Annotated in this window: 23 protein-coding genes and 1 tRNA gene; 16 read left to right on the forward strand and 8 right to left on the reverse strand. The window is 66.8% G+C overall.

What is annotated here, in order from left to right; all coding sequences use genetic code 11:
• Positions 1-639: 639 nt before the first annotated feature.
• A complete protein-coding gene (locus ACFWPH_RS31485; RefSeq protein ID WP_378755880.1) occupies positions 640-1896 on the reverse strand; it encodes an ATP-binding protein in 1257 nt (418 codons plus the stop codon).
• A 429-nt stretch (positions 1897-2325) separates the two neighbouring features.
• Positions 2326-2412 (reverse strand) — tRNA-Leu (locus tag ACFWPH_RS31490).
• Positions 2413-2632: 220 nt separating this feature from the next.
• Between ACFWPH_RS31490 and ACFWPH_RS31495 the strand changes: the two genes are divergently transcribed.
• The 9 genes from ACFWPH_RS31495 to ACFWPH_RS31535 all read left to right on the forward strand — a co-directional run bounded on the left by ACFWPH_RS31495 (position 2633) and on the right by ACFWPH_RS31535 (position 13054).
• Entirely contained in the window at positions 2633-3229 is a 597-nt protein-coding gene (locus ACFWPH_RS31495; protein WP_033245191.1) for an ANTAR domain-containing response regulator, read from the forward strand.
• Between the two features lie 228 nt (positions 3230-3457).
• Positions 3458-4678 (forward strand): branched-chain amino acid ABC transporter substrate-binding protein, encoded by a 1221-nt coding sequence (locus tag ACFWPH_RS31500; RefSeq protein WP_378755881.1) that lies wholly within the window; start codon positions 3458-3460, stop codon positions 4676-4678.
• A gap of 92 nt (positions 4679-4770) precedes the next feature.
• Entirely contained in the window at positions 4771-5808 is a 1038-nt protein-coding gene (locus ACFWPH_RS31505; protein ID WP_378755882.1) for a branched-chain amino acid ABC transporter permease, read from the forward strand.
• Positions 5805-7208, forward strand: coding sequence for a branched-chain amino acid ABC transporter permease (locus ACFWPH_RS31510; protein WP_378755883.1), 1404 nt, complete (start codon positions 5805-5807; stop codon positions 7206-7208). The genes ACFWPH_RS31505 and ACFWPH_RS31510 overlap by 4 nt, the downstream gene beginning before the upstream one ends.
• Complete coding sequence (locus tag ACFWPH_RS31515; protein WP_378755885.1) at positions 7205-8248, forward strand: ABC transporter ATP-binding protein; 1044 nt, start codon at positions 7205-7207, stop codon at positions 8246-8248. The genes ACFWPH_RS31510 and ACFWPH_RS31515 overlap by 4 nt, the downstream gene beginning before the upstream one ends.
• The gene (locus ACFWPH_RS31520; protein ID WP_378755886.1) at positions 8248-9000 is read left to right on the forward strand and encodes an ABC transporter ATP-binding protein; all 753 of its coding nucleotides are present in this window, start codon (positions 8248-8250) and stop codon (positions 8998-9000) included. The genes ACFWPH_RS31515 and ACFWPH_RS31520 overlap by 1 nt, the downstream gene beginning before the upstream one ends.
• Positions 9001-9345: 345 nt before the next feature.
• Positions 9346-12090, forward strand: a complete 2745-nt coding sequence (gene polA, locus ACFWPH_RS31525; protein WP_378755888.1) for a DNA polymerase I — start codon at positions 9346-9348, stop codon at positions 12088-12090.
• 297 nt (positions 12091-12387) lie between these two features.
• On the forward strand, positions 12388-12522 hold the full coding sequence (locus ACFWPH_RS31530) for a hypothetical protein (RefSeq protein ID WP_255218523.1): 135 nt from the start codon (positions 12388-12390) through the stop codon (positions 12520-12522).
• A gap of 91 nt (positions 12523-12613) precedes the next feature.
• Positions 12614-13054, forward strand: coding sequence for a 2-keto-3-deoxygluconate kinase (locus ACFWPH_RS31535; RefSeq protein WP_378755889.1), 441 nt, complete (start codon positions 12614-12616; stop codon positions 13052-13054).
• Positions 13055-13156: 102 nt separating this feature from the next.
• Here the strand turns inward: ACFWPH_RS31535 and trxA are convergent, their stop codons facing one another.
• Positions 13157-13540, reverse strand: a complete 384-nt coding sequence (gene trxA / locus ACFWPH_RS31540) for a thioredoxin (protein ID WP_378755890.1) — start codon at positions 13538-13540, stop codon at positions 13157-13159.
• A gap of 125 nt (positions 13541-13665) precedes the next feature.
• The gene (locus ACFWPH_RS31545; protein ID WP_378755891.1) at positions 13666-14199 is read right to left on the reverse strand and encodes a 2'-5' RNA ligase family protein; all 534 of its coding nucleotides are present in this window, start codon (positions 14197-14199) and stop codon (positions 13666-13668) included.
• 235 nt (positions 14200-14434) lie between these two features.
• Between ACFWPH_RS31545 and ACFWPH_RS31550 the strand changes: the two genes are divergently transcribed.
• From ACFWPH_RS31550 to ACFWPH_RS31560, 3 genes are read left to right on the forward strand one after another with little or no spacing between them, the layout of a single operon-like run.
• The gene (locus ACFWPH_RS31550; protein WP_378755977.1) at positions 14435-15298 is read left to right on the forward strand and encodes an ABC transporter substrate-binding protein; all 864 of its coding nucleotides are present in this window, start codon (positions 14435-14437) and stop codon (positions 15296-15298) included.
• Between the two features lie 4 nt (positions 15299-15302).
• The gene (locus tag ACFWPH_RS31555) at positions 15303-16232 is read left to right on the forward strand and encodes an amino acid ABC transporter permease (protein WP_378755892.1); all 930 of its coding nucleotides are present in this window, start codon (positions 15303-15305) and stop codon (positions 16230-16232) included.
• A 20-nt stretch (positions 16233-16252) separates the two neighbouring features.
• On the forward strand, positions 16253-17008 hold the full coding sequence (locus ACFWPH_RS31560; RefSeq protein ID WP_378755978.1) for an amino acid ABC transporter ATP-binding protein: 756 nt from the start codon (positions 16253-16255) through the stop codon (positions 17006-17008).
• 361 nt (positions 17009-17369) lie between these two features.
• Here the strand turns inward: ACFWPH_RS31560 and ACFWPH_RS31565 are convergent, their stop codons facing one another.
• Positions 17370-18455 carry an isocitrate/isopropylmalate dehydrogenase family protein gene (locus ACFWPH_RS31565; RefSeq protein WP_378755893.1) on the reverse strand — a complete coding sequence of 362 codons (1086 nt, stop codon included), beginning with the start codon at positions 18453-18455 and terminating at the stop codon, positions 17370-17372.
• Positions 18456-18668: 213 nt separating this feature from the next.
• On the opposite strand from ACFWPH_RS31565, the gene ACFWPH_RS31570 reads away from it, so the two are divergent.
• Both ACFWPH_RS31570 and ACFWPH_RS31575 read left to right on the forward strand, forming a co-directional pair.
• On the forward strand, positions 18669-19553 hold the full coding sequence (locus tag ACFWPH_RS31570) for an SPFH domain-containing protein (RefSeq protein ID WP_378755894.1): 885 nt from the start codon (positions 18669-18671) through the stop codon (positions 19551-19553).
• Positions 19553-19726, forward strand: coding sequence for a hypothetical protein (locus ACFWPH_RS31575; RefSeq protein WP_378755895.1), 174 nt, complete (start codon positions 19553-19555; stop codon positions 19724-19726). Before ACFWPH_RS31570 ends, ACFWPH_RS31575 begins: the two co-directional genes overlap by 1 nt.
• A 71-nt stretch (positions 19727-19797) precedes the next feature.
• Here ACFWPH_RS31575 and ACFWPH_RS31580 read toward each other — a convergent pair whose 3' ends face one another.
• Complete coding sequence (locus ACFWPH_RS31580; protein ID WP_378755896.1) at positions 19798-20658, reverse strand: class I SAM-dependent methyltransferase; 861 nt, start codon at positions 20656-20658, stop codon at positions 19798-19800.
• Positions 20659-20825: 167 nt separating this feature from the next.
• Between ACFWPH_RS31580 and rpsA the strand changes: the two genes are divergently transcribed.
• Positions 20826-22286, forward strand: coding sequence for a 30S ribosomal protein S1 (gene rpsA, locus ACFWPH_RS31585; RefSeq protein ID WP_062978742.1), 1461 nt, complete (start codon positions 20826-20828; stop codon positions 22284-22286).
• A 443-nt stretch (positions 22287-22729) separates the two neighbouring features.
• Here rpsA and ACFWPH_RS31590 read toward each other — a convergent pair whose 3' ends face one another.
• Positions 22730-22948: a hypothetical protein gene (locus ACFWPH_RS31590; RefSeq protein WP_081595458.1), complete on the reverse strand. Its 219-nt coding sequence runs from the start codon at positions 22946-22948 to the stop codon at positions 22730-22732.
• 195 nt (positions 22949-23143) lie between these two features.
• Between ACFWPH_RS31590 and coaE the strand changes: the two genes are divergently transcribed.
• A complete protein-coding gene (gene coaE / locus ACFWPH_RS31595) occupies positions 23144-24331 on the forward strand; it encodes a dephospho-CoA kinase (protein ID WP_378755897.1) in 1188 nt (395 codons plus the stop codon).
• 299 nt (positions 24332-24630) lie between these two features.
• On the opposite strand, the gene ACFWPH_RS31600 is transcribed toward coaE, so the two are convergent.
• The gene (locus tag ACFWPH_RS31600; protein ID WP_378755898.1) at positions 24631-25155 is read right to left on the reverse strand and encodes a DUF402 domain-containing protein; all 525 of its coding nucleotides are present in this window, start codon (positions 25153-25155) and stop codon (positions 24631-24633) included.
• Between the last annotated feature and the right edge of the window lie 94 nt (positions 25156-25249).

The raw sequence follows: 25249 nt of genomic DNA on the forward strand, positions 1-25249 counted from the left end.
TTGCGTCCAGCCATGGTCCCTATCGTCCCTTCTGGCCCTCACCAGGGCCAACGAGACTCTAATTCCGGCTGGTCGCATCCATGGGGAGCGGGTCATCCGTATCCGAGGTCGATACGCCACCGCGACCGGTCACCGGGCTGGGGGAGTACCGCTCGCGGCACGACTGCGGGAGGCAACTCGGGTACGGCATTCGTCGTGCCCACACTTCTCTGTTACCGAATATCAGTTAATTCGGATTGGTGCGTGCTGGCGTAGCGTACCGCCGACCGACCGGCGCGCTACCGAACCAGGGCTTGTGTATGCGATCGAACGCGGCGGCTTGTTCGTCGCCGCGCGTGCGACGCTGGTTCGGATCTGACCCGAACGGCAGCAGTTGTATCAGGTACTCGGTGCCTCGACCGAGTTTCTTTGGGTGTTCGGCCCGGCCGCCCGCGATGTCGGTCTCGCCGAGCGTGGTTCCCCATGGCCTCCGGCTGCGTCCGAACTGGGAGGATGCTCCCGCCTTCGACGTACTGATGCACAACCTGCCGCTCTGAACCAGCTCGACTTCGCGACTACCGTTGCGTATGACCGGTTCCGGGGTTCCACCATTCTTCGAGAGTCGGTCTGGTGACCTCGCCGGACGAGTAGGCCAACGGCTCAGTGATCCCACAGTGTCGAGATCGGGAGCGCCCAGAGTCGATCGCCGAAGGATCGCGAGGCGGTCCCTGTATGGAGTACGACCCCGGCGATGAATCGGTCGCCCAGGAGATCACGGAGGAACGTGAGCCCGTTGAAGTCAGGACTGCGGGGGCTGGTGGTCGTTTTTACCTCGATGCCGACTATGTCGCGCCGGCGGTCTTCGAGGATGATGTCGACCTCGTATCCGCCCCGGCCACGGAAATGCGATACCCGGGTCGACTTCGCCGACCACGTGCTCTGCTTGGCGAGTTCGCCGGTGACGAAGCCCTCGACGAGGCCACCGGTCAGCGTGGACGAGATCTCCCGTTCTAGGCCGTCGACTTCGACGCCGGTCAGGTGGGCGGCGAGTCCGGTATCGGTGATGGCGACCTTCGGCCGGGATATGGCACCGGAGGCGATATTCTTCGACCATCCCGGAATCGACCGTACGAGGAACACTGATTCGAGCGCGCGCAGGTAGGTGGGGATAGACCGTTCGGGGATATCGAGTTCGCGGCCGACACGAGCGGCGACGAACTCGCCCGCGTTACGGGCGGCGATCACGCTGAGCAGTGGTTCGAGACGGTCGGGGTGATAAATGCCGGTGATATCGCTCGAATCTTTCGACACCACGCGTTGCGTGTAGTTGGACAGCCACCGGTCGCGCTGCCGGGCGGTGCGGTCCACGATCTCGGGGAATGTAGGTGTGGTGACGAGTTCCAAGTAGTCGCGGCGAGTGAGGCCGGATCGATCGTCTGGGGTGCCGGTGGTCGGCAGCGACCACGCGAAAGAAGCGAAATCAGCGGATCGGCCGGACAACTCGTCACGGCTGAGTCCCTCGAGCGGGATGGTCTGTGCGCGTCCGGCGAGCGATTCTTGCGCGCCTCGCAGGGACAGTAGGTCGGCGGATCCGGTGACGATGAATCGCCCGGGGCGGCGGTCCCGGTCGACAGCCGCCTTCAATGCGGTGAGCAGCGCGGGGACTCGCTGGATCTCATCGATCGCGAGAAGTCCCCCCGGGTACTGCGCAGCGAACCCATCGGGATCGGCTTCTGCGGCTTCGCGGTCGATGGTGTCGTCGAGACTGACCACACGTGCGTCACGATCACGGACGAGTTGCTGCATGAGGGTGGTCTTGCCGACCTGACGCGCGCCACTGATGACTGTGATCGGTGTATCGGCGAGTGTCTCCTGGGCGAGAGGAGCCGCGTTCCGCCTGATCAGATCGCTTGTCATGCCTGCCATGGTAGGCATGAGTTGCGGATTTTTCGAAGTGCTTCTGCGGATTTTTCGAGCCAACTTTGCGGATTTCTTGAGGGAGAGTTGCGGATTTATCACGCTGACGTTGCGGATTTCTCGAGCATTGGTCGCGCTCCGCAGGGGTGAGGCGAGGATGCGTCTACGCCGGAGTCGGGGCCGCGCGGTGACGGCTCAGCGCGTAGACGACGCACCTGCGTCTCAGTGGACAGAGCGCGCGAACCCCGCTGCGCCGGGCTGTAGTGCGGCGGTGGTGGTGCGCCGCGCCGGTGCCTCTTGATCTGGACGAGGTGATGTTTCCCCATGATCTGCAGGCGGTGGCGGACGGAATGGACTCCCACGATTGGACTGCTGCGGACTGCGTGAAGGTGGGAGCGATGGCCGGGAATCGGAAACACCGTCCGACCTTGGTGCCGAGTGTGGGACTCGAACCCACACGTCCTTTCGGACAACGGTTTTTGAGACCGTCGCGTCTGCCAGTTCCGCCAACTCGGCGCACCGGGTGCAAATGATAGCCCGCGCCGGCCGGATCGCCGAATTCCGGGTCGGGTGCGGGGGTGGGCGGTGCGGTAAGCAGGGTAAATGCGACGGCGTTCCTGGTGAACGGTAGTCTCTACACCACCCGATCGCGTGACGGCGGATCGACGGCCGGGCATCGGTGTCGATCCGCTGTCCGCGATATCGGGACGAGGCATCGGAACCAGAGGGGTCGTTTATGGGCACTAGTGCGGACGCCGCGGCGAAACGTGTGGTTGTCGCCGAGGACGAGGCGTTGATCCGGATGGATCTGGTGGAGATGCTGACCGAGGAGGGCTACCAGGTCGTCGGGGAAGCGGGGGACGGGCAGCAGGCCGTCGACCTGGCGGTGGAGCACCGGCCCGATCTCGTGATCATGGATGTGAAGATGCCGCGCCGCGACGGGATCGATGCGGCGGCCGAGATCGCGTCGAAACGGGTTGCGCCCGTGGTGATTCTGACCGCGTTCAGTCAGCGGGACCTGGTGGAGCGGGCGCGGGACGCCGGTGCCATGGCCTATCTCGTGAAACCGTTCACCAAATCGGATCTGGTGCCGGCGATCGAGCTGGCGGCGAGCCGGTTCCACGAGATCACGGCGCTGGAGAGCGAGGTCGCCAATCTGGGGGAGCGGCTGGAGACCCGCAAGCTCGTCGAGCGGGCCAAGGGGGTGCTGATGCAGACGCAGGGGCTGAGTGAACCGCAGGCGTTCAAGTGGATTCAGCGCACCGCGATGGATCGCCGCACCACGATGAAGGCGGTGGCGGAGGTCGTGCTGGAGAATCTCGCGCCGCAGTGAGACGACCCGCTCGCCGGCGAGTTCCCGGTGAGTGGGACGGTTTTACCAGCTCGAAACAATACTCGGGCAAGAATCCGCGACGAGATCATCGCGATGATCCGAATGTCACGCGCGATCAACATACCGGAGTTATGTTTCTCACAGGCCGGCGTAGTCGGCTACCCCGGTCCGGCCGGGGATTGATGAGGAACATAGGGGTAGATCGTGTTCGTTTCGACATGGTCGGGTATGCCGCGGCGAAGCCGCCGAGTACGCGGAATTCTGGCGGTCGCCGCAGCGGCCACATTGGTTCTGGCAGGTTGCGGGGACAAATCCGCGAGTGATGCGGACGGGTCCGGTGCCGGCGGACTGTCCATCCAACCGCTGATGCAGATCGATGCCGCGGGCAAGGAAGTCCCGGCCGCCGATGCCGCCGCCGCGGCCGATCCGGCGGGCGACGGTAAGGCGACCTGCCCGCCGACCACATCCATTGCCATGGCCGGTGCGCTGACCGGCCCGGATGCGGCACTCGGCATCAATATCGTCAACGGTGTGCACCTGGCGATCGACCAGCACAACAAGGCCAATCCAGGGTGCCAGATCCAGGTGAAGCCGTTCGATACCGAGGGCGACCCACAGAAGGCGAGCCAGGTCATTCCGCAGATCGTGAACGATCCGTCGGTCATCGGTGTGGTCGGCCCCGCGTTCTCCGGCGAGACCAAGGCCACCGGGCAGATCCTCAGTGATGCCGGGCTGGTCGCGGTGTCGTCGTCGGCAACCAACGCGACCCTCACGCAGAACGGCTGGAAGACCTTCTTCCGCGGTCTGGCCAACGACGACGTGCAGGGCCCGTCGGTGGCGAAGTACCTGGTCGATACGGCCGGCTACAAGAAGGTCTGCGTGGTCCAGGACAACACCGATTATGGTGTCGGGCTGGCGAAAAGCATCACGGCGAGTCTGGGTGCGGCTGCCGATCCGGCGTGCGCGGCCAGTATCAAGAAGGGCGACAAGGATTTTTCCGCCACCGTCGCCAAGATCGCGAACGCACAGCCGGACGCAATCTTCTACTCGGGCTATTACGCCGAGGCGGCGCCGCTGGTGCAGCAGCTGCGGGACGGCAATGTGGAAGCGACGTTCGTCTCCGCCGACGGGACCAACGATCCGCAGTTCGTCAGCCAGGCCGGCGATTCGGCGGCCGGTGCGGTGCTGTCCTGCCCGTGCGGTCCGGCGCCGGCAGAGTTCGCCACCGCCTACGAAGAACTGCACGGTCAGGCCCCCGGCGTGTATTCCGTGGAGGCCTACGATCTGGCCACCATCCTCGCGACCGGTATCGACGCCGGTGAATTGACCCGCGCCGACCTGCTGGAATACGTCCGCGGCTACGACGGTGACGGCCTCGCCCGGCACTACAAGTGGGACGCGGACGGCGAACTGTCCGCCGCGTTGATCTGGGTGTACGAGGTCGGCTGACCGCTGCGCGAGCGGTACGCGCACCGGGCCGGGTCCGGGCGCGTACCGCTCGCTGCCCCGGTGCAGATCCGATGGATGAGGGCGGATAGCCGATGACAGCAGCCATTGCGGCCGATGTGGCCGTCTGGGCGCAGGGATCGATCGATTTCAACTACGAGGGGGTCATAGATCAGTTTTGGCGGCTGACCGTCGACGGACTGTCCTACGGCGCGATTTATGCGCTGGTGGCGGTGGGCTACACCCTGGTCTACGGGGTGTTGCGGCTGATCAACTTCGCCCATTCCGAAGTGTTCATGCTCGGGATGTTCGGCCAGTACGTGGGCCTGATGCTGCTGGGTTTCGCGCCCAGCGGTAATGCCTACAGCGAGGGCATCGTGCTCACCGTCGTCTATCTCGGAGTGGCCATGCTCATCGGTATGGCGGTGTCCGGGGCGGCCGCGGTCGGGTTGGAGCGGGTGGCCTACCGGCCGCTGCGGCGCCGCGGCGCGAAACCGCTGACCTTCCTGATCACGGCGATCGGTATGTCGTTCGTACTGCAGGAGTTCGTGCATTTCGTGCTGCCGGAATTGTGGCCGGGCCTCGGCGGGAACAACGCCCAGCAGCAGATCACCCTGGTCGAGCCCGAAACGCAGTTCACCATAGCCGGGGCCGAGGTCACCAATGTGACCCTGGTGATCGTGGTATCGGCGGTGGCGCTGGCGTTGCTGGCCGAGGTGCTGATCAATCGCACCCGGTTCGGCCGCGGTATCCGCGCGGTGGCCCAGGACCCCGATACCGCGACCCTGATGGGGGTTTCGCGGGAGCGGGTCATCATGCTCACGTTCCTCATCGGCGGCCTGCTGGCCGGTGCCGCCGCCATGCTGTACGTGATGAAGATTCCGCATGCCGTGATCTTCAACGGCGGATTCATTCTGGGTATCAAGGCTTTCGCCGCCGCCGTGCTGGGCGGTATCGGCAATGTGCGCGGCGCGGTGCTGGGCGGACTGCTGCTCGGCCTGGTGGAGAACTACGGGCAGATGCTGTTCGGTACCGAATGGCGCGATGTGGTGGCCTTCCTGGTGCTCGTGCTGGTGTTGTTCTTCCGGCCGACCGGCATCCTGGGGGAAAGTCTCGGAAGGGCGCGCACATGAGTATTGCGGCGACCGAGAAGAAAGGTCACGGGTTCGGCGACGAGCTCCGGGCGTGGTGGACCGGGCTCAGCAGGCCGGCGCAGTGGGCGGTCGGGATACCGGCGCTGCTGCTGCTCGCGCTGCTTCCGCTGTTCCCGCCTCCGCTCCTGGACACCCCTGGTACCAGTTTCGGTGGTGTGCTGGCGCAGTTCGCGATGTACGCGCTGATCGCCATCGGCCTGAACGTCGTTGTGGGACAAGCCGGCTTGCTGGACCTCGGTTATGTCGGGTTCTATGCCGTCGGCGCGTACACGGTGGGTCTGCTGACGAGCCCGAACAGCCCGTGGAACCAGACCGAGGGCGGCTGGCTGAACTCCGATTGGGCCTGGCTGGCCTGTGTGCCGCTGGCCATCATGGTGACCGCGGTATCGGGTCTGCTGCTCGGCTCGCCCACTTTGCGCCTGCGCGGTGACTATCTGGCCATCGTGACCCTCGGTTTCGGTGAGATCGTCCGCCTGCTCGCCGACAACCTGGGCGAGCTCACCAACGGCAGCCTGGGCCTGTCCGGTATCGCCTACCCGCGGGTCGGCGAATCCGAGACGCATCCCAACGGCGTGTTCTCCGCCGGGAATGTCGGCGCACCGGAAAGCTCGAATCTGCTCGACCGCGCCAGTTCCGGCACCTGGTGGTATTGGGTCGGAATGTTCGCGGTGGTCGTGGTGCTGCTGGTGGTCGGCAACCTGGAACGGAGCCGGGTCGGCCGGGCCTGGGTGGCGATCCGGGAGGACGAGGACGCCGCCGAGATCATGGGCGTACCCACTTTCAAATTCAAACTGTGGGCGTTCATGATCGGCGCCGCCATCGGCGGTCTGTCCGGGGCGCTGTTCGCCGGGCAGGTGCAGTTCATCAATCCCACCGGATTCAACATCATCAACTCGATGCTGTTCCTGTGCGCGGTGGTGATCGGCGGTCAGGGCAACAAACTCGGGGTCATCGTGGGCGCTTTCCTCGTGGTGTACCTGCCGAACCGGTTGATGTCGGTATCTATCGTCGAGACCCGGGCCGACGCCTATGTGCAGCTGGCGGTCGTTGCGATACTTTGCGCGGCGCTGCTGGCGGGCTGGCGGTGGCGGTTCCGGGGGCTGGCGGGCTGGTCACGGTGGGTGTACCTCGCGGTGAGCGTGCTGGCGGCGGTGTACGCCGTACTGCTGCTGAGCAGTCTGCTGCTCTTCGACGAAGGCGGGGAACAGCGCCTCGGCGACCTGAAGTATCTGTATTTCGGTATCGCACTGGTGGTGATGATGATTCTGCGTCCCCAGGGCCTGTTCCCGGTTCGCCAGAAACTGCTCGCTTTCGGCCGGCAGATCGTGCGGGCGGTTCGGCGCCCGGCGCCGGGGAAGAGCATGGAGGCGACCTCGTGACCGGCCCGCACGCAGGCGATGCCCTGTTCGACAACGAGGATATGGCGGCGGGCTATACCGCCGAACCCCGCGCCGAATCGGTGGGGGAGGTGGACGTGACCGCGGTAGATCCGGCGCTCGCCGACGATGCCGCGGTGGCCGAGGCCGTGGCCGCGCACCGGGAGATCCGGACCGAGGTCGGCGAACCGCTGCTGCGCACGGAGGGGCTCACGGTGCGGTTCGGCGGGCTCACCGCCCTGGATTCGGTGAGTTTCGAGATCCGCCGCGGTGAGATCCTGGGACTGATCGGGCCGAACGGTGCCGGGAAGACCACCTGCTTCAACGCCATCACCGGGGTCTACCGGCCGAGCGCGGGGACGGTGTTCTTCGACGGGAAACCGCTCACCAAGACCAAACGGCACGCGATCACCAGGCTCGGTATCGCGCGGACCTTCCAGAACGTGCGCCTGTTCGGTGAGATGACCGCCCTGGAGAACGTGGTGGTGGGAACCGACGCCCGCCACCGCACCTCCGTACCGGGCGCGATTCTGCGGACCGGGCGGCACCGGCGCGAAGAACACGATGCCATCGCCCGGGGGATGGCCCTGCTGGAATTCGTCGGTATCGCCCCCCGCGCGGTGGAGAAGGCCCGCAATCTGTCCTACGGCGACCAGCGCCGGTTGGAGATCGCCCGGGCACTGGCCACCGAGCCGAAACTGTTGTGCCTGGACGAACCGGCCGCCGGATTCAATCCGAGCGAGAAATCCGCGCTCATGGATCTGATCCGCAAGATCCGCGACGACGGGTTCACGGTCCTGCTGATCGAACACGATATGCGGCTGGTCATGGGCGTGACGGACCGGATCGTGGTGCTGGAATTCGGCCGCAAGATCGCCGATGGCCTGCCCGCCGATATCCGGACCGATCCCGCGGTGATCGCCGCGTATCTCGGGGTGCCCGACGACGAACTGACCGCTGAGGATGTCTCGGTGTCCACCGTGGCGCTGCGCGCGGAACACGATCCGGCCATGGGTGCCGGCGAGGAATCGGAGGACCGGTGATGACCGCACCCGAGCGCGGGAAATCCGGTGGCGAACCGCTGCTCGAGGTCGAGGATATCGTCGTCGGCTACGGCAGAATCGAGGCGCTGCACGGTATTTCACTGCGGGTGGCCGAGGGGGAGCTGGTGACCCTGCTGGGTGCCAACGGTGCCGGGAAGACGACCACCATGCGCGCGCTCTCCGGCCTGCTCCCGCTGACCCGCGGACGCATTCTGTTCGAGGGCAGTGATATCAGCCGGGTCCAGGCGCACCGGCGGGTGCTCGCGGGGCTGGTGCAGGCGCCGGAGGGTCGCGGGGTGTTCCCCGGGATGACGGTGCGGGAGAACCTCGATATGGGGTGCTACGCCCGGCCCTTCCGGAACAAGGGCGATCATGCCGCAGCCTTGGAACGGGTTTTCGAACTCTTCCCGCGGCTGCGGGAACGGGAGAAACAGGTCGGTGGCACGCTGTCGGGCGGCGAGCAACAGATGGTGGCCATCGGCCGCGCGCTGATGGCGCGGCCGCGGCTGCTGCTACTGGACGAACCGTCCATGGGTCTTGCGCCGATGGTGATCCAGCAGATCTTCCGGATCATCGCCGAGATCAATGCCACCGGCACCACCGTGCTGCTGGTGGAACAGAATGCGCGGCAGGCACTGGCCCGCAGTGACCGCGGCTACATCCTGGAGACCGGTGCGGTGACCAAATCCGGGCCCGGTCGCGAGCTGCTCGACGACCCGGCCGTGCAGGCGGCGTATCTGGGCGTCGGTTGACCGCGCAGGTCTGCCGAACCGCCGCCTCGGTCGCGGTTTCGGTGGTCCGGACTCGGCCCGGGTGGTGATTGCCGGCCTGGACGGCAGGCGTTCGTCGGGCACTGGGCGGGAGGGTGTTCGCCGGACGCTGTGCCGACGGTATTCGCCGGGTGGAGTCGGAGGGGCGGACGGTGTTCTGTCAGAGGGCGGGACGGAGTTCGCCGGGTGGGGTCGGACTGTGCTTCTCGGCCGGGTGGGTTCGTTGGCTCGCTGCCGGCCGTTGTATCGGCGACACCTCCTGCCGACGGTTGGGCCGGCGACACTCGCCGGGCCGGCTGTCGGGGGGAGTCCCTAGACTCTCCGGGTGTGACCCCACCGACCACTGCGCAGCCGAGCCTCCCCGCCACCGCCGATACCTCCGGATCGCCGGAAACCCGGCCCACGCTGCTGCTACTGGACGGGCATTCCCTGGCCTACCGTGCGTTCTACGCGCTGCCGGCGGAGAACTTCCAAACCGTCACCGGCCAGACCACGAATGCGGTGTACGGGTTCACCGCCATGCTCATCAACCTGCTGCGCGACGAGAAACCCACCCACGTCGCCGCCGCCTTCGACGTTTCCCGGCAGACGTTCCGCGTGGATGCGTTCCCCGAGTACAAGGCGAATCGGGCGAAAACCCCGGACGAATTCCGCGGCCAGGTCGAACTCACCAAAGAGGTGCTGGGTGCCCTCGGTATCCCGGTGATGGCGATCGAGGGCTATGAGGCCGACGACATCATCGCCACCCTCACCACCCAGGCGGTGCCGCAGGGCTACCGGGTGCTCATCGTCACCGGTGACCGCGATGCCATTCAGCTGGTCGACGAGAACGTCACCGTGCTCTATCCGCGCAAGGGCGTCTCCGAACTCACCCGGTTCACTCCGGAAGAGGTGGACAAGAAGTATGGGCTGAGCCCGGCGCAGTACCCGGACTACGCGGCGCTGCGCGGCGACCCGAGTGACAACCTGCCCGGAATTCCCGGGGTGGGGGAGAAAACCGCGGCCAAATGGATCCGTGAATACGGCGATCTGAACACCCTGGTCGACAAGGTGGACGAGGTACGCGGCAAGGTCGGCGACGCGCTGCGTGCCAATCTCAGCAGTGTGGTGCTAAACCGCCAGCTCACCGAGATGGTCCGCGATGTCCCGCTGCCCTACACCCCGGATCAGCTCGCCCAGGGCGCCTGGAACCGGGAGCGGATCCACCAGTTGTTCGACGATCTGGAATTCCGGGTCCTGCGTGACCGGCTGTTCGAAACCCTGGCCCCGCCCACTGTCGAGGCCGAATCCGGTTTCGAGATCAGCGGGCAGACGCTGACACCGGGCAGTGTCGCGGATTGGCTCGGTGAGCATGCCGGAGCCGGTGCGCGGCACGGTATTTCGATTGTGGGTAGCGGTGCTCCGGCCGCGGGGGATGTGCGTGCGCTCGCGATCTCCGCCGCGGACGAAGAGTCCGCCTATATCGATGTCACCGCCCTCACCCCAGAGGACGAGACAGCGCTCGGGGCCTGGCTGGCCGACCCCGGCCCGGGCAAAGCTCTGCACGAGGCCAAGAGCGCGCTGCACGCGCTACGGGGTCGCGGCTGGACGTTGGCGGGACTCACCAGTGATACCGCCCTCGCCGCCTACCTGGTCCGGCCGGGCCAGCGCAGTTTCAACCTCGACGATCTGTCGTTGCGCTATCTGCATCGTGAATTGCGCACCGAAACCGAGGCGGCGCCGCAGCTTTCGCTCCTGGATGCCGAGGATGCGGTCGATACCGAACTCGCCCAGGGGGAGATGCTGCGCGCTCGCGCCGTGGCCGATCTGTCACACGCACTGGACGAAGAGCTGGACAAGATCGAATCCCGGCCGCTGCTGGACGAAATGGAACTGCCGCTGCTCGGGGTGCTCGCCGAACTCGAGGACGCCGGGATCGCGGTGGACAACGACCAGCTCACCGCGCTGCAGCGGCAGTTCGCCGATAAGGTCGCCGATGCCGCGAACGCCGCCTACGGCGTGATCGGTAAGCAGATCAACCTCGGCTCGCCGAAACAGCTGCAGGTGGTGCTGTTCGACGAGCTCGATATGCCCAAGACCAAACGCACCAAAACCGGCTACACCACCGACGCGGACGCGCTGGAATCCCTGTACGAGAAAACCGAGCACGCCTTCCTGCAGCATCTGCTCGCGCACCGCGATGCCACCCGCCTCAAAGTCACCGTGGACGGCCTGCTGAAAGCCGTCGCCGACGACGGCCGGATCCACACCACCTTCAACCAGACCATCGCCGCCACCGGCCGGTTGTCCTCCACCGAACCCAATCTGCAGAACATCCCGATCCGAACCGATACCGGCCGGATGATCCGGGATACGTTCGTGGTCGGCGACGGCTACGAATCCCTGATGACCGCCGACTACAGCCAGATCGAAATGCGCATCATGGCGCATCTGTCCGGTGACGAGGGACTCATCGAGGCCTTCAACTCGGGTGAGGATCTGCACAGTTTCGTCGCATCCAAGGCCTTCGATATCCCGATCTCCGAGGTGTCGCCGGAACTGCGCCGCCGGATCAAGGCCATGTCCTACGGGCTGGCCTACGGTTTGAGCTCCTACGGGCTGTCGGCCCAGCTGAAGATCAGCACCCAGGAGGCGAAGGAGCAGATGGAGGTCTACTTCGCCCGGTTCGGCGGGATCCGCGATTATCTGCAGGCAGTCGTGGACCAGGCCCGCAAGGTCGGCTACACCCAGACCCTGTTCGGCCGCCGCCGCTACCTGCCCGACCTCGACCACAGCAACCGGCAGCGCCGCGAGTCCGCGGAACGGATGGCGCTCAACGCCCCCATCCAGGGCACGGCCGCGGACATCATCAAGGTCGCCATGATCAACGTGCACCGGGCGCTGGCCGACTCGGGCCTGCGGTCCCGGATGCTGCTGCAGATCCACGACGAACTCGTCCTCGAGGTGGCGCCGGGAGAGCAGGAGCAGCTGCGCGACCTGGTTCGCGACAAGATGTCCTCGGCGATCGAACTGTCTGTGCCGCTCAGCGTTTCGGTCGGTATCGGGCGCAGCTGGGACGCCGCCGCGCACTGAGCCGGCAGTGCCGCGGAGCGCATGGGATATCGGTCGCCGCGCCGGCGCGGCCAACGCGCTCGAGGGGCGGTGACGGTGTTCGAGCGCGGCGGCTCCGCATGGTCAACGCCGCATGGTCAACGCCGAGCTTCCTGCGGGCGGCGGGACTATCGGTGCGGAGTCTGCTGCGTCACCGGCGGGTCCCGGGGAAATTCCGGGTTACGTGTCGATGACCAGCGAAAACACTACTGCGGGGTAGCGCAAACCGCGGCGTGTATGTGGTTGCTATCCGCCGGGTGAGTCTTTATCCTCGACACCGTGCAAATCCACGCCGACGGCCTACGTGCCGCGCCGATTCTCGCGGACCGCGAGGGCGCGGCGCTTCTTGCGCGTATCGCGAAGCCGGCCGGGCGGGTTCTTGCCGTAGTAGTAACCCGCCGTAGCGGGGTCTGATTCGGACCGGCCCCCTCGCTGCGGGCCCCTTTTTCTCGATTTTTGCTGGTCCCCCAACCTGCCGACCTTCTCTGGGAAGACCTACGTGCTCATGACCACACTGACGCTGGACAACGACGCCCTGACCACTGCCGCTCCCCGTAGCCTGCGCACCGAATGCGCCGAGCTCACCGCGGCCCAATTCCACGAACGTTTCGGCGAATGTGCCGGTCCGATCAGTCTCGCGGGCTGGTCGTCCACCGGTGCCCGCGGCGGCGCGTTCACCGCCACCCTCGAATTCCCGGGGTGGTCGCGGTCGGTGGTGGCCGCCGGTAGCCCGATCGCGGCCATGACCTCCGCGCTCTACGAGGCGGGCTACCCCGTGGAGATCCTGCGCTTCCATCAGCGCCGGACCGCTGCGGGAACCGCCACCTTCGTGCAATGCGAATTCGACGGCCGGCGCGGCTGGGGTGTGGCCCTCGCGGCGGACGGTGCGCAATCCTCGGTGCGCGCGATGATCGCCAGCGTGAACCGCTTGGTCGCGCAGCGCTGAACCGTGATCCGGTGCCGGGGCGAGACCCGGCACCGGATATGACACGACGGCGGGCTCTACACCATCCCCGGAAAGTGTGGAGCCCGCCGCCGTGTGTCGATTCTATTCGGCCACTTCGCCGTTGGCTGCTTGCTGCTCGGCGAGTTGCTTACGAACCTCGTCCATATCGAGCGCCTTGACCTGGGAGACCAGATCCTCGAGCGCGGCGGGCGGCAGCGCGCCCGGCTGGGCGAAGACCAGGACGCCTTCGCGGAAAGCCATGATGGTGGGGATGGACTGGATATTGGCGGCCGCGGCCAGGCCCTGTTCGGCCTCGGTATCGACCTTGCCGTGCACGACATCGGGATGTGTGTCCGACGACGCCTCGTAGGTGGGTGCGAAACTGCGGCACGGTCCGCACCAGGAAGCCCAGAAATCGACGAGTACCACGTCGTTGCTGGTGACTACCTCATCGAAATTCTGTTGCGTCAGTGTCTGGGTGGCCATGACGTCCTCTCGTGGTCGGTATACAGGCTGCAACGCCGGCCCCGGCCGCGGTTGTTCCACGGCGGTGTCGTACGCCACCGGGCCCCACCCTACGTTGTCATATATGGGCTTGCCTGGGCGTCCGGTCAGCCGTGTTCGGCGATCGGCCAGGCCCGGCGTCGGTCCCCGTCCCAGCGCCGCAGACCCACCACGGTCGCGGCGGTGTCCCTGTCCGCGGCCACCGCGCTCACCGCCTCCCCGATCCGTTGTGGCAGCACCCGCCGGGCCAGCGTGATGTGGGGCGTCCACTGGTTCGGATGCAGGTTCGCCGGAACATCCGGGCACGGTGCCACGATCTGATACACCCGCCGATGCCAGGCCAGTAGTTGTTCCGACGGCACCACCGCGCGCACCAGAATCGGCCGCCGCGCCCCGAACACCAGGACACCGCCGAGGCGGATCGGGAAGGGCCGGAAAGGCAGACGGTCCAGGTCGGTGTCGATCCGCGGCCAGATCTGCCGGGCCACCGCCACGGTGATATGCGGCCGGTGGCTGTCGGTGTCCCCGGCGCGGGCCCCGCGTCCCAGGCCGGGCAGGCCCGCTTCGGCGAGCAGTTCCCACTGTCGCCGGATCCGCTGCTCGGACGCCTCGTCGAGCAGTAATTCCACCGACTGCACCATGATCTGCAGACGGTAGCCGTTCGACCGCCCGATATCCGGCGGATCGGCCGGGCTCGTGCTGCGCCCGGGTCAAATCTCGGTTACTACGGCCGTGTTGCACCCGCGGTTCGCCTACTGTGCTGACAACGTCCTCGAGTGGAAGTGCCGGCAGTGTCCACCGAGGCGGCTGCGGGCCCGATTCCTTGTGACGGCAGGTGGTGTGACGGTGGCTGATCCCGGTTCCCGGATCCGGCGGATGATGTGCGTGATCGCCGGTGTGCTGCTGACGGCTGGATGCGTGACGAATATCGAGGACACCGGGCCGGTCCCCCCGAAGATCACGGTGCAGACCGTGCCGGAACTCGCGGCCCGCCTGCCACCCGATATCGCCGCGGCGGGGGAGGTGGTGGTCGGGGTGAACGTGCCGTATCAGCCGAACGAGTACCGCGACCGGCACGGCGCGATAGTCGGCTTCGATATCGACCTGATGGATGCGGTGACCGCGGTGCTGGGAATCCGCGCCCGCTACACCGAATCGGCGTTCGAGAAGATCATCCCCGCCGTTCAGGCCGGGACCTACGACGTCGGGATGTCGTCGATCACCGATACCCCCGAACGGGAGCAGCAGGTCGATTTCGTCACCTACTTCAGCGCCGGTGTGCAGTGGGCACAGCGCACCGGTGACGATATCGATCCGGAGAACGCCTGCGGTAAACGCGTGGCGGTCCAGGCCACGACCGTGGAACATATCGAGGAGGTCCCGGCCAAGAGCGAAGCATGTGTCGCCGCCGGGAAGGACCCGATCATCATCGACGCGTTCGACGAGCAGAGCTCGGTCACCAACGCCCTGGTGCTCGGCCAGGTCGACGCCATGTCCGCGGATTCCCCGGTGACGGCGTACGCCATCAAACAGACGGACGGGAAAATCGAACCGGCGGGCCCGGTATTCGATGCGGCACCGTACGGGTGGGCGGTGACCAAGGGTTCCCCGCTCGCGCCGGTCCTGCGGGATGCGGTGCAGCATCTGATGGACAGCGGGCAGTACCGGCAGATCACCGAGAACTGGGGTGTGCAGGAGGGTGCGCTGCGCACCTCCGTGATCAACGGCGCGAGGAGCTGACGCCATGACCACCGACCCGGTCGCGATCCGCGACGACCACGAGCCCGAACCGATCGCGGCTGTTCCCCTCCGGCGCCCGGGCCGATGGTTCGCGGCGGTCCTGATCCTGATCCTGGTGGGCCTTTTCGTCTACGGTGCGGCCACCAACCCCGCTTATCGCTGGGATGTGTACTGGCAGTATCTGCGGGATACCAGGATCGCGTCCGGTGCCGTGGTCACCCTGGAGCTGACCGTGCTGGCGATGGTGATCGCCGTGGCGCTCGGCACCACGCTCGCGGTGATGCGGTTGTCGCCGAACCCGGTACTGCGCGCCACCGCCTGGGTGTATCTCTGGATCTTCCGCGGCACTCCGGTGTATGTGCAGCTGGTGTTCTGGGGCCTGGTGCCGTCGCTGTACCAGCATGTCGCGCTCGGTGTGCCGTTCGGCCCGCGCCTGTTCGAGCTCGATGTACAGAGCCTGCAGGCGGCATTCGCGTTCGCGGTGATCGGGCTGGGCCTCAACGAAGCGGCGTATATGGCCGAGATCGTCCGGGCCGGGATCAACTCGGTCGGGGAGGGGCAGCGGGAAGCCTCCACGGCCCTGGGAATGTCCTGGTCACAGACCATGCGCCGGACCGTGCTGCCGCAGGCCATGCGGGTGATCATCCCGCCGACCGGTAACGAACTCATCAGCATGTTGAAGACCACCGCCCTGGTCACCGCCATCCCGCTCAGCACGGACCTGTTCGGCCGGGCCCGCGATATCTACGGCGTGAACTTCCTGCCCATCCCGCTATTGCTGGTCACCGCGACCTGGTACCTGGCGATCACCAGCGTGCTGATGGTCGGCCAGTACTACCTGGAGAAATACTATTCCCGCGGGATATCGCGGAAGCTGACGGCCAAACAGCTCCAGGAGTTGGCCGACGCACAAGGGGAGGCTCGGGCGAAATGACCGCGACCAGTACGGAGCCGATGGTCCGTGCCGACCGGGTACACAAGAACTTCGGTGCGTTGCGCGTGCTCAACGGGATATCGCTCGAGGTCCACCGCGGTGAGGTGCTGTGCCTCATCGGGCCCTCCGGGTCGGGAAAATCCACCTTCCTGCGCTGTATCAACCATCTCGAACAGGTGAGCGCGGGGCGGTTGTATGTGGCCGGCGAACTCGTCGGCTACCGGGAGAAAGCCGGGCGGCTCTACGAACTGCACCCCCGCGACGCCGCGCGGCAGCGCCAGGGGATCGGGATGGTTTTCCAGCATTTCAACCTGTTCCCGCACCGGACCGCGCTCGGCAATGTCATCGAGGCACCGATGCAGGTGAAGAAGGTGCGCAAGGCCGCGGCGACCGCCCGCGCGAAGGAACTGCTGGATCGAGTCGGATTGGCGGACAAGGCGAATGCCTACCCCGCGCAATTGTCGGGCGGGCAGCAGCAGCGGGTCGCGATCGCGCGCGCCCTGGCGATGGACCCGAAACTCATGCTCTTCGACGAGCCCACCTCCGCCTTGGATCCGGAACTGGTCGGTGAAGTACTCACGGTGATGCGTGAACTCGCCGACTCCGGAATGACCATGGTGGTCGTCACCCACGAGATGGGTTTCGCCCGGGAGGTCGCCGATCAGCTGGTGTTCATGGACGGCGGTGTGGTGGTCGAATCGGGCCCGCCGCGGGAACTGCTGGCGCGTCCGGAACACGCGCGCACCAAAGAGTTCCTGTCACGATTGCTGGAGTAGTGGGTGGGAACTGTTCCAGCGCACGGTATCCGGTTGCCGCGCACCCCTGGGCCGGTCATCGGGACCGCAGCGATCGCGGCACACCGAGCGATCCCCGGTGCGTCGCAGTCGCTGCGGGGGATCGGTCGGTACGCAAACCTTGCGCACAGACCGGCGGCGCGCCCCACTCTGCCCTGACCGGTTGCCGTGCCGGCGAGTCGGTACGCCGGGCCGGTCGGCCGACGTCACAGTGGGCGCCGGTGGACGCGGTGCGCGGCCATCGCCCACATCACCGGAACCGATCCCTGCCCGTTGTTCGCCCGCACCGGCGGTCTCGCGCGTTCCGTGACCGGCGAGCACCAGGGGCCTCGCTCGTAACGCGTCAACGGCGGTGGATGCGTGCGGTGACCTGCTCGGTGAATTCCGCGGTCGAGGCCGGCCCGCCGAGATCCGCGGTGGCGATACCGGCGGCATATGTCGCGGCCACCGCGCGATCGATCCGATCCGCCGCGTGCGCCAGGGGTGGATGCGCGCGGCGCTGTGCGAGCCAGCGCAGGAGCATGGCCGCCGAGAGGTGCAGGGCCACGGGGTTCGCCCGGTTGTGGCCCGCCAGATCCGGTGCCGCGCCGTGTACCGCCTGCGCCATCGCGCGGGTGGCCGAGCAGTTCAGGGAGGCCGCGGTGCCCAGTGATCCGGCGAGCTGGGCGGCGAGGTCGGAGAGGATATCGCCGAAAAGGTTCTCGGTGACCAGGACGTCGTAGTCGCCCGGTGCGCGGACCAGATGGGCGGCCGCCGCGTCGACGTGTTCGTCGTCCACTGCGACGCCGGGGTATTCGCCCGCCACCGCGTAACAGACGTCGCGGAACAGGCCCATGGTCAATGGCAGCACATTCGCCTTGTGCACGATGGTCACCCGGCCACGCCTGGTGGCGGCGAGCCGGAACGCCTCGTGCGCTATCCGCTCACACGCCGCGCGGGTCACCAGGCCGACCGACAAGGCGATATCCGGGGTGGGACAGAATTCGCCCGACCCGACCGCCATGTTCCGGTCCGCGTAGAAACCTTCGCTGTTCTCCCGCACGATCACCAGGTCGATATCGGCCGATACGGCCCGGATTCCGGGAAACGCCTGCGCCGGACGGATATTGGCGTACAGGCCGAAATGACGCCGGATCGCGCCGCCCGGAGCGATGCGGTGCTGCGGGGGATAGGACGCGTTATCGTGCGGGCCGAGGATCCAGCCGTCGGTGCCGGCCAGGCCTTCGAGGGTGGATTCCGGTAGGGCCGAACCGAACTCGTCGATCGCCCGGTGGCCCATCGGCAGGCCGACCCATTCCGCGGCAGGACATCCGGCGGCCGTCAGCGACTCGTCCACCACCTGCCGCGCCGAACCCACCACCTCGGGGCCGATTCCGTCGCCCTCGACGAGGCCCAGTCGAAGCCGCTGTCCCGATGCCATCCCGTCCATCCGGTCATCGTCGCAGAAGTGCGCACCCGGCTCGGTCGGCGTGCTCGCCGCGCTGGGCGAAGCGCACCCGGCCGGCCGTCGATGTACCGGATCACGGTGTCGAGATTCGGCGAGTGCGCGGGCCGGCCGCACCGGGCGGGAGGCAGCGTCGGGTTGCCGAGGTGACCGCTCGTTGCTATCTTAGTGATATCACTTTGATAGAGGGAGGATGTCATGAAGTTCCGGGACGCCGCACGGGTCAACGGGTTCGTGGTGTTGCTGATCTGGCTGGTTCTCACGATCGCGCTGGCGGCCGTGGCAGTGGCCGGTTTCGTCGCCTTCGGGCAGAACCAGAACGCTGCGGCGCTGGCCGGGGCGATCGTGGCCTGTGTGGTGGCTGTACTGCTGTTCCTCGGAGTCACCGGGCTGACCGTGGTGAACCCCAACGAGGCCAAGGTCGTCCAGTTCTTCGGCCGCTATATCGGGTCGGTGAGCCATCCCGGTTTCTTCTCCGTCCTCCCGCTGACCGACCGGCGCAGTATCTCGTTGCGAGTCCGCAACTTCGAAACGCAGAAGCTGAAGGTCAACGACGCCGACGGTAACCCGGTGGAGATCGCCGCGGTGGTGGTCTACAAGGTGGTCGACAGTTTCAAGGCCGCGTTCGCCGTGGATGACTACGAAGAGTATGTGGCGACACAGTCCGAGGCCGCGGTCCGGCATCTGGCCACCACCCACCCCTACGACGCCCACGACGACGACCGCACCAGCCTGCGGGACGGCGCCGAAGTCGCCGGGGAACTCACCGTCGAACTGCGCGAACGCACCGAAACCGCGGGTATCGAGGTCATCGAGGCGCGGATCACCCACCTCGCCTACGCGCCGGAGATCGCCCAGGCGATGCTGGTGCGCCAGCAGGCGAACCAGGTTGTCGCGGCGCGGGCCCGGATCGTGGAGGGCGCGGTCGGCATGGTCGGGATGGCCTTGGAGCGACTCACCGCCGAAGGCATGGTCGACCTGGACGAGGAACGCAAGGCCACCATGGTCTCGAACCTGCTGGTGGTGCTGTGCGGTGACCGGCCGGCGCAGCCCGTGGTCAATGCGGGATCGCTGTACAACTGATGGCCGAACGCAAGAAGGTCCTGCTCCGGCTCGATCCGGCGGTATACGACGCGGTGGCGAAATGGGCGGCCGACGATCTGCGCAGCGTCAACGCGCAGATCGAGTTCGCGCTCCGGCGCGCTCTCGACCAGGCCGCCCGTTCACCGCGGACTTCCCGCAGCGACGACTCCTGAACAGTTCCTCCCATCCTCCGGTCCGCGGACGCCGCGGCCCGGAGGATGCCTTTCTGTGCGGCCAGAACCGCTTACTCCGGTTTATGGCTGACGAATATGGCCGTACCAGGGAAAATCTGTCCCCGCAGCGGGCTCCACTGCCCCCATTCCCGATCGAGCCACTCCGGCCAATCGGGCTCGACGATATCGTCGAGCACCAATCCCGCGCCCACGATTTCCCGGACGCGATCACCGATCGTCCGATGGTGCTCCACATAGGTGCAGCGGCCGTCGCCGTCGAACTCGGTGTACGGGGTGCGGTCGAAATAAGGGAGCACGGCCTCGAGGCCGTCCGGCCCCGGATCGTCGCGGAAGATCCAGCGCATCGGATGGTTCACCGCGAAAACCCAGCGGCCGCCGGGGCGCAGCACCCGCGCAACCTCCCGCATGACGCGCGCGGAATCGGCGACGAAAGGCACGGCACCGAAGGCCGAACATGCCAGATCGAACGATTCGCCGGCGAACGGCAGGTCCTCCGCACCCGCCTGGACCAGCGGGACCCGGGGCCCGCCCCGCTCCATCGCGGCAACCCCCCGAGACAACATCCCCATCGACAGATCCAGGCCCACCGGATGCGCCCCCTGGCCGGCCAGCCAGCGCGCGCACGGCGCCGAACCGCAGCCGAGTTCCAGGATCCGCTTCCCGGCGATCTCGCCGAGCAGGTGCATATCGCCCTCGTGCAGGCCCTCCGGGCACCATACGAACTCACCCCCCGGGCTAGCGGTGCCCAGGAACTCTCCATGGGTATCGTGGTAGTCGCCGGCGTCGGCATCCCACCAGCGTCGGTTCGCCCGCTCGCTTTCTTTCGAATCGACTCGCGAGCGTGCGGCACCCGTGGTTCCCAGTAGTGCGGTGGCCTGAGCGTGGCGATCTTGAACGAGGTCGTCGGACACGACGCGAAGCTTATAGATCCGCAGCGGGGGGTCGTTTGCCCGGCTGGATACGGGTCGCGTACGCTGAACCCGCAAGTGATCACACCCGGAGCCGCTGGGTGTATCGCAGCGTACCGAAAGTCTCAATGTCCGCAACCGATCACAATCCGTCCGGAGCAAACCGCCACATGCCCACCACCGTCACCTCGCCGCAGGTAGCCGTCAACGATATCGGCTCCGCCGAGGATTTCCTCGCCGCCATCGACGCCACGATCAAGTACTTCAACGACGGCGATATCGTCGAAGGAACCATCGTCAAAGTCGACCGCGACGAGGTCCTGCTCGACATCGGTTACAAAACCGAAGGCGTCATTCCGTCTCGCGAGCTCTCCATCAAACACGATGTCGACCCGAACGAGGTCGTTTCCGTGGGCGATGAGGTGGAGGCCCTGGTCCTCACCAAGGAGGACAAAGAGGGTCGCCTCATCCTGTCCAAGAAGCGGGCTCAGTACGAGCGCGCCTGGGGCACGATCGAGGAGCTCAAGGAGAAGGACGAGGCCGTTCGCGGCACCGTGATCGAGGTCGTCAAGGGCGGTCTGATCCTCGATATCGGTCTGCGCGGCTTCCTGCCCGCGTCGCTGGTCGAGATGCGCCGCGTCCGCGATCTGCAGCCGTACGTCGGCAAGGAGATCGAGGCCAAGATCATCGAGCTGGACAAGAACCGCAACAACGTGGTTCTGTCGCGCCGCGCCTGGCTGGAGCAGACCCAGTCCGAGGTGCGCAGCGAATTCCTGCACCAGCTGCAGAAGGGCCAGGTCCGCAAGGGTGTGGTCTCCTCCATCGTCAACTTCGGCGCCTTCGTCGATCTCGGCGGTGTCGACGGTCTGGTGCACGTCTCCGAGCTGTCCTGGAAGCATATCGATCACCCGTCCGAGGTGGTCGAGGTGGGCAACGAGGTCACCGTCGAGGTCCTCGACGTCGACCTGGACCGCGAGCGTGTCTCGCTGTCGCTGAAGGCCACCCAGGAAGATCCGTGGCGGCAGTTCGCCCGCACCCACGCCATCGGCCAGATCGTGCCGGGCAAGGTCACCAAGCTCGTCCCGTTCGGCGCGTTCGTCCGCGTCGAGGAGGGCATCGAGGGCCTGGTGCACATCTCCGAGCTGGCCGAGCGCCACGTGGAGGTCCCGGACCAGGTCGTGGTCGTCGGCGACGACGCGATGGTCAAGGTCATCGATATCGACCTGGAGCGTCGCCGGATCTCGCTGAGCCTCAAGCAGGCCAACGAGGACTACAGCCCCGAGTTCGATCCGTCGAAGTACGGCATGGCCGACAGCTACGACGAGCAGGGCAACTACATCTTCCCCGAGGGCTTCGATCCCGAGACCAACGAATGGCTCGAGGGCTTCGACAAGCAGCGCGAAGAGTGGGAAGGCCGCTACGCCGAGGCGGAGCGCCGGCACAAGATGCACACCGCGCAGATGGAGAAGATGGCGGCCGACGCCGCAGCCGAGGCCGTCAACGGCAGCGGTTCGTCGAACTACTCCTCCGAGAGCGGCGCGCAGTCCAGCGCTCCCGCGGAGTCGGGTGGTTCGCTGGCCAGCGATGCCCAGCTCGCGGCACTGCGGGAGAAGCTGTCCGGTAACGCCTGAGGCGTGATCGGGTAGCCCCGAAGACCGAACAAAGACCCCCGGTTCATTGCGAACCGGGGGTCTTCGTTATCGGTGCCCTGCCGTGAACCGCCGCTGGGTACACCTCGCAAATCGTCCTCGTCCAGCGCTCCACCGCGAGACTCCCGATCGAGGTCGGGACGGCCACCGGTATCGCGCCCAGTCGTTCGCCTCGAGGCGATCCGGGATGCGATGCGATGCCCGAGCACGCTACGGGCGGCCGGATCACCGCCGGCGCGAAAGAATGCAGGCCTGGCGGTGGAGCTCCGGGTTCGGGGCCGGCGAGGGTCTGATTCGGGCGAAGACGGTAACGGGCATCGTAGTCGGGGCGGGCGGTGACCACTCCGGTCGACGCCCGAGGGATGGGTACGGAAAACGGCGACGGCCCGGCACCTCGGTGCCGGGCCGTCCGCCAGTGTTTCCCGTCAGCCCGCGGGCGCGGGAATCCAGCGCATACGGACCCGGGGGACGACGGGCCGGTGCCGTTTGGCGGCGAAACTGTGTTGCGCCGGAACCAGGAAAACGGTGAACCACGAACGCCGATTTTCGCGCAGATATCTCGCGACGGCCGGAATAAAAACGCAATGCACGCGACCCGCCGAACCCAGCCGGTGGCGGCCTGTACGGATTTCTCTGGTGCGCATACTCTTTCCTTTGCTTGTCGTAACAAGTGCTATCGGAAAAAGGGCAATTTCCGTCGATATTGCGGCAAGCGCAGATTATCCGAGTGAATCTCGTGGTCCGGACATTTCCGGATCGGGCCCCCGTGGGCGTGTCGGGCAGCGCCCGCGGTGCGACCTGTTCGGCGGGGGGCGTGCCCCGGATGCGAAACTGACCCAATGTTACGAATCGGCCTCACCGGAGGTATGGGCGCGGGTAAATCGACCGTCGCGCGGGCACTCGCCGAACACGGGGCGGTGATCATCGACTCCGACGTCATCGCACGGGAGGTGGTGGCCCCCGGAACTCCCGGACTGGCCGCCCTCGTCGAGGCGTTCGGCGCGGATATCCTGGCCGCCGACGGCAGCCTCGACCGGCCCGCCCTCGCCGCCAAGGCGTTCCGCGACGACGAATCCCGCGCGACCCTGAACTCCATCACCCATCCCCTGGTGGGGCAGCGCACTGCCGAACTGCTCGCCGCGGCCGCACCGGATGCCATTGTGGTGCAGGATGTTCCGCTTCTGGTGGAGAACAATATGGCGCCGTTCGTGAACTTGGTGCTGGTCGTGGACGCCGCCACCGAAACCCGGTTGCGTCGGCTGGTCGACTTCCGCGGTGTGGACGAGGCGGACGCACGCGCCCGGATCGCGGCGCAGGCCACCGACGAACAGCGCTACGCCGCCGCCGATGTGCTCCTGGACAACAACGGTGCCGCGGGCGCGGTGGAAGCCGAGGTCGCGGGGCTGTGGGAAAGGCGGCTGGTGCCGTTCGAGGCGAACATGCGTGCCGGTATCGCGGTGCGACCCGAGTTCGGCCTCGTGGAAGCCAGGCCCGAGTGGGCCGCGCAGGCGCAGCGGCTGATCGCGCGGTTACAGGTCGCGGCCGGCGCGGCAGCGGTGCGGGTGGACCATGTCGGTGCTACCGCCGTTCCGGGCCTACCCGCACCGGATGTGCTCGAATTGCAGCTCACGGTCGGCGACGAGGCCGCCGCCGGCGGTATTCGGGATGCTTTGGCCGGTGCCGGATTCCCGGAACTTCCGGCGCTGGTCCACGAGCCGGCGCTCGGGGAAGGAGGCGGGCTCACCGAGGGTCTGGTGCACGGTAGTGCGGACCCGGGGCGGCCTGCTTTCGTGTACTTGCGGGTGGCGGGAAGCCCCCGGCAGGAATTCGCTCTGGCGTTCCGCGACCGGTTGCGGGCCGATGAACAGATCCGCGCCGAGTACTCCCAGGTGGTCCATGCGGCGGCGGCAAAGGCCGAGGGTCTCGCGGGGGACGAGGCGTGGGCGGCGTTTACCGCGGCGCGGGAGCCTTGGCTGACCGGAATGGTCCAGCGGGTGGTCGGCCGGAACGCCGAGCGCCGGGGATGATGAGCTGACCGGAAGCTACCGGGCGCCACCCCCCGCCGAGTTCGCGGTTTCGACGGCGCCCGGCTGGTCACGGGTGGTCGCCATGCCCCCGAGTCTGGGGGCCAGGGGTGCCCGCTGACCCCGCCGGGCGTCGCAGTCGCGCCGGGCGTCGCACTCGCGCCGGTCGGCGCTGCGCAACTCCGCGGAACTTCCCGGCCGGGCGCAGCTGAATAACACAGTGACGCGCCCTACCCGGGTTCGGTGTGGCGGACAGTCCGGGATGACCATGGCTCCTGGGCCTCCGACCACGAGGACGGAGTTCACAACCAGGTCAGTGGCATGTCCAGGGACTCGGTCCAGGCCAGGAAGTCGTGACCGTGGGCGGCGATACCGTCGATGGCACGGGTGGCGGTGGCGACAGCTTGTTCGGCGGTGGCCGCGTCGATCAGGCCGGTGGTGTGGGCGGCGAGGAGTTCGTCGACGTCGAGGAGCTGGGTTTCCCGGCCGGTCCGGACCACCAGGTCGAGGTAGTGGTCGACAGAGCGCCAGCGTTTCGGCTCGAATTCGCCGAACTCGCCGATATCGATGTAGTAGTCCTGATCGCGCATATGCGCCGGATGGAAGTGGAACACCGTCGCCCGTAGGCCGAGCGAGGGCAGCAGCCAGGATTCGAGGTAATGGAACTGGGGGTGGTCGGCGGTCCGGGCCATGTACAGGCCCCAGGGCTCGAGGTGGTAGCGCTCGACGGCGCGGACGAACCCCTTCGGATCGGTATTGGTCAGTTCCGCGATATCGAAGTACTCCACCTTCGGCCGGTGGACGTGCACACTGGCTGCGTTGGTCACAGCTGGAGAATCTACCCAGGACGGCGGTGATGTGCGCGACGCCGTTCCCGGTGGGACCGCCGGTCGCCGAGCGGTGTGGCCGCTCCCGTGGTGG

Source organism: Nocardia sp. NPDC058499 (genome assembly GCF_042719915.1).
Classification (GTDB): domain Bacteria; phylum Actinomycetota; class Actinomycetes; order Mycobacteriales; family Mycobacteriaceae; genus Nocardia.

Excerpts from the sequence above, each read along its gene's own strand:
- ACFWPH_RS31485 (WP_378755880.1), bottom strand. The coding sequence starts at position 1,896 with ATGACAAGCGATCTGATCAGGCGGAACGCGGCTCCTCTCGCCCAGGAG.
- ACFWPH_RS31495 (WP_033245191.1), top strand. The coding sequence starts at position 2,633 with ATGGGCACTAGTGCGGACGCCGCGGCGAAACGTGTGGTTGTCGCCGAG.
- ACFWPH_RS31500 (WP_378755881.1), top strand. The coding sequence starts at position 3,458 with ATGCCGCGGCGAAGCCGCCGAGTACGCGGAATTCTGGCGGTCGCCGCA.
- ACFWPH_RS31505 (WP_378755882.1), top strand. The coding sequence starts at position 4,771 with ATGACAGCAGCCATTGCGGCCGATGTGGCCGTCTGGGCGCAGGGATCG.
- ACFWPH_RS31510 (WP_378755883.1), top strand. The coding sequence starts at position 5,805 with ATGAGTATTGCGGCGACCGAGAAGAAAGGTCACGGGTTCGGCGACGAG.
- ACFWPH_RS31520 (WP_378755886.1), top strand. The coding sequence starts at position 8,248 with ATGACCGCACCCGAGCGCGGGAAATCCGGTGGCGAACCGCTGCTCGAG.
- ACFWPH_RS31535 (WP_378755889.1), top strand. The coding sequence starts at position 12,614 with ATGACCACACTGACGCTGGACAACGACGCCCTGACCACTGCCGCTCCC.
- trxA (WP_378755890.1), bottom strand. The coding sequence starts at position 13,540 with ATGGCCACCCAGACACTGACGCAACAGAATTTCGATGAGGTAGTCACC.
- ACFWPH_RS31545 (WP_378755891.1), bottom strand. The coding sequence starts at position 14,199 with ATGGTGCAGTCGGTGGAATTACTGCTCGACGAGGCGTCCGAGCAGCGG.
- ACFWPH_RS31550 (WP_378755977.1), top strand. The coding sequence starts at position 14,435 with ATGATGTGCGTGATCGCCGGTGTGCTGCTGACGGCTGGATGCGTGACG.
- ACFWPH_RS31555 (WP_378755892.1), top strand. The coding sequence starts at position 15,303 with ATGACCACCGACCCGGTCGCGATCCGCGACGACCACGAGCCCGAACCG.
- ACFWPH_RS31560 (WP_378755978.1), top strand. The coding sequence starts at position 16,253 with ATGGTCCGTGCCGACCGGGTACACAAGAACTTCGGTGCGTTGCGCGTG.
- ACFWPH_RS31565 (WP_378755893.1), bottom strand. The coding sequence starts at position 18,455 with ATGGACGGGATGGCATCGGGACAGCGGCTTCGACTGGGCCTCGTCGAG.
- ACFWPH_RS31570 (WP_378755894.1), top strand. The coding sequence starts at position 18,669 with ATGAAGTTCCGGGACGCCGCACGGGTCAACGGGTTCGTGGTGTTGCTG.
- ACFWPH_RS31575 (WP_378755895.1), top strand. The coding sequence starts at position 19,553 with ATGGCCGAACGCAAGAAGGTCCTGCTCCGGCTCGATCCGGCGGTATAC.
- rpsA (WP_062978742.1), top strand. The coding sequence starts at position 20,826 with ATGCCCACCACCGTCACCTCGCCGCAGGTAGCCGTCAACGATATCGGC.
- ACFWPH_RS31590 (WP_081595458.1), bottom strand. The coding sequence starts at position 22,948 with ATGCGCACCAGAGAAATCCGTACAGGCCGCCACCGGCTGGGTTCGGCG.
- coaE (WP_378755897.1), top strand. The coding sequence starts at position 23,144 with ATGTTACGAATCGGCCTCACCGGAGGTATGGGCGCGGGTAAATCGACC.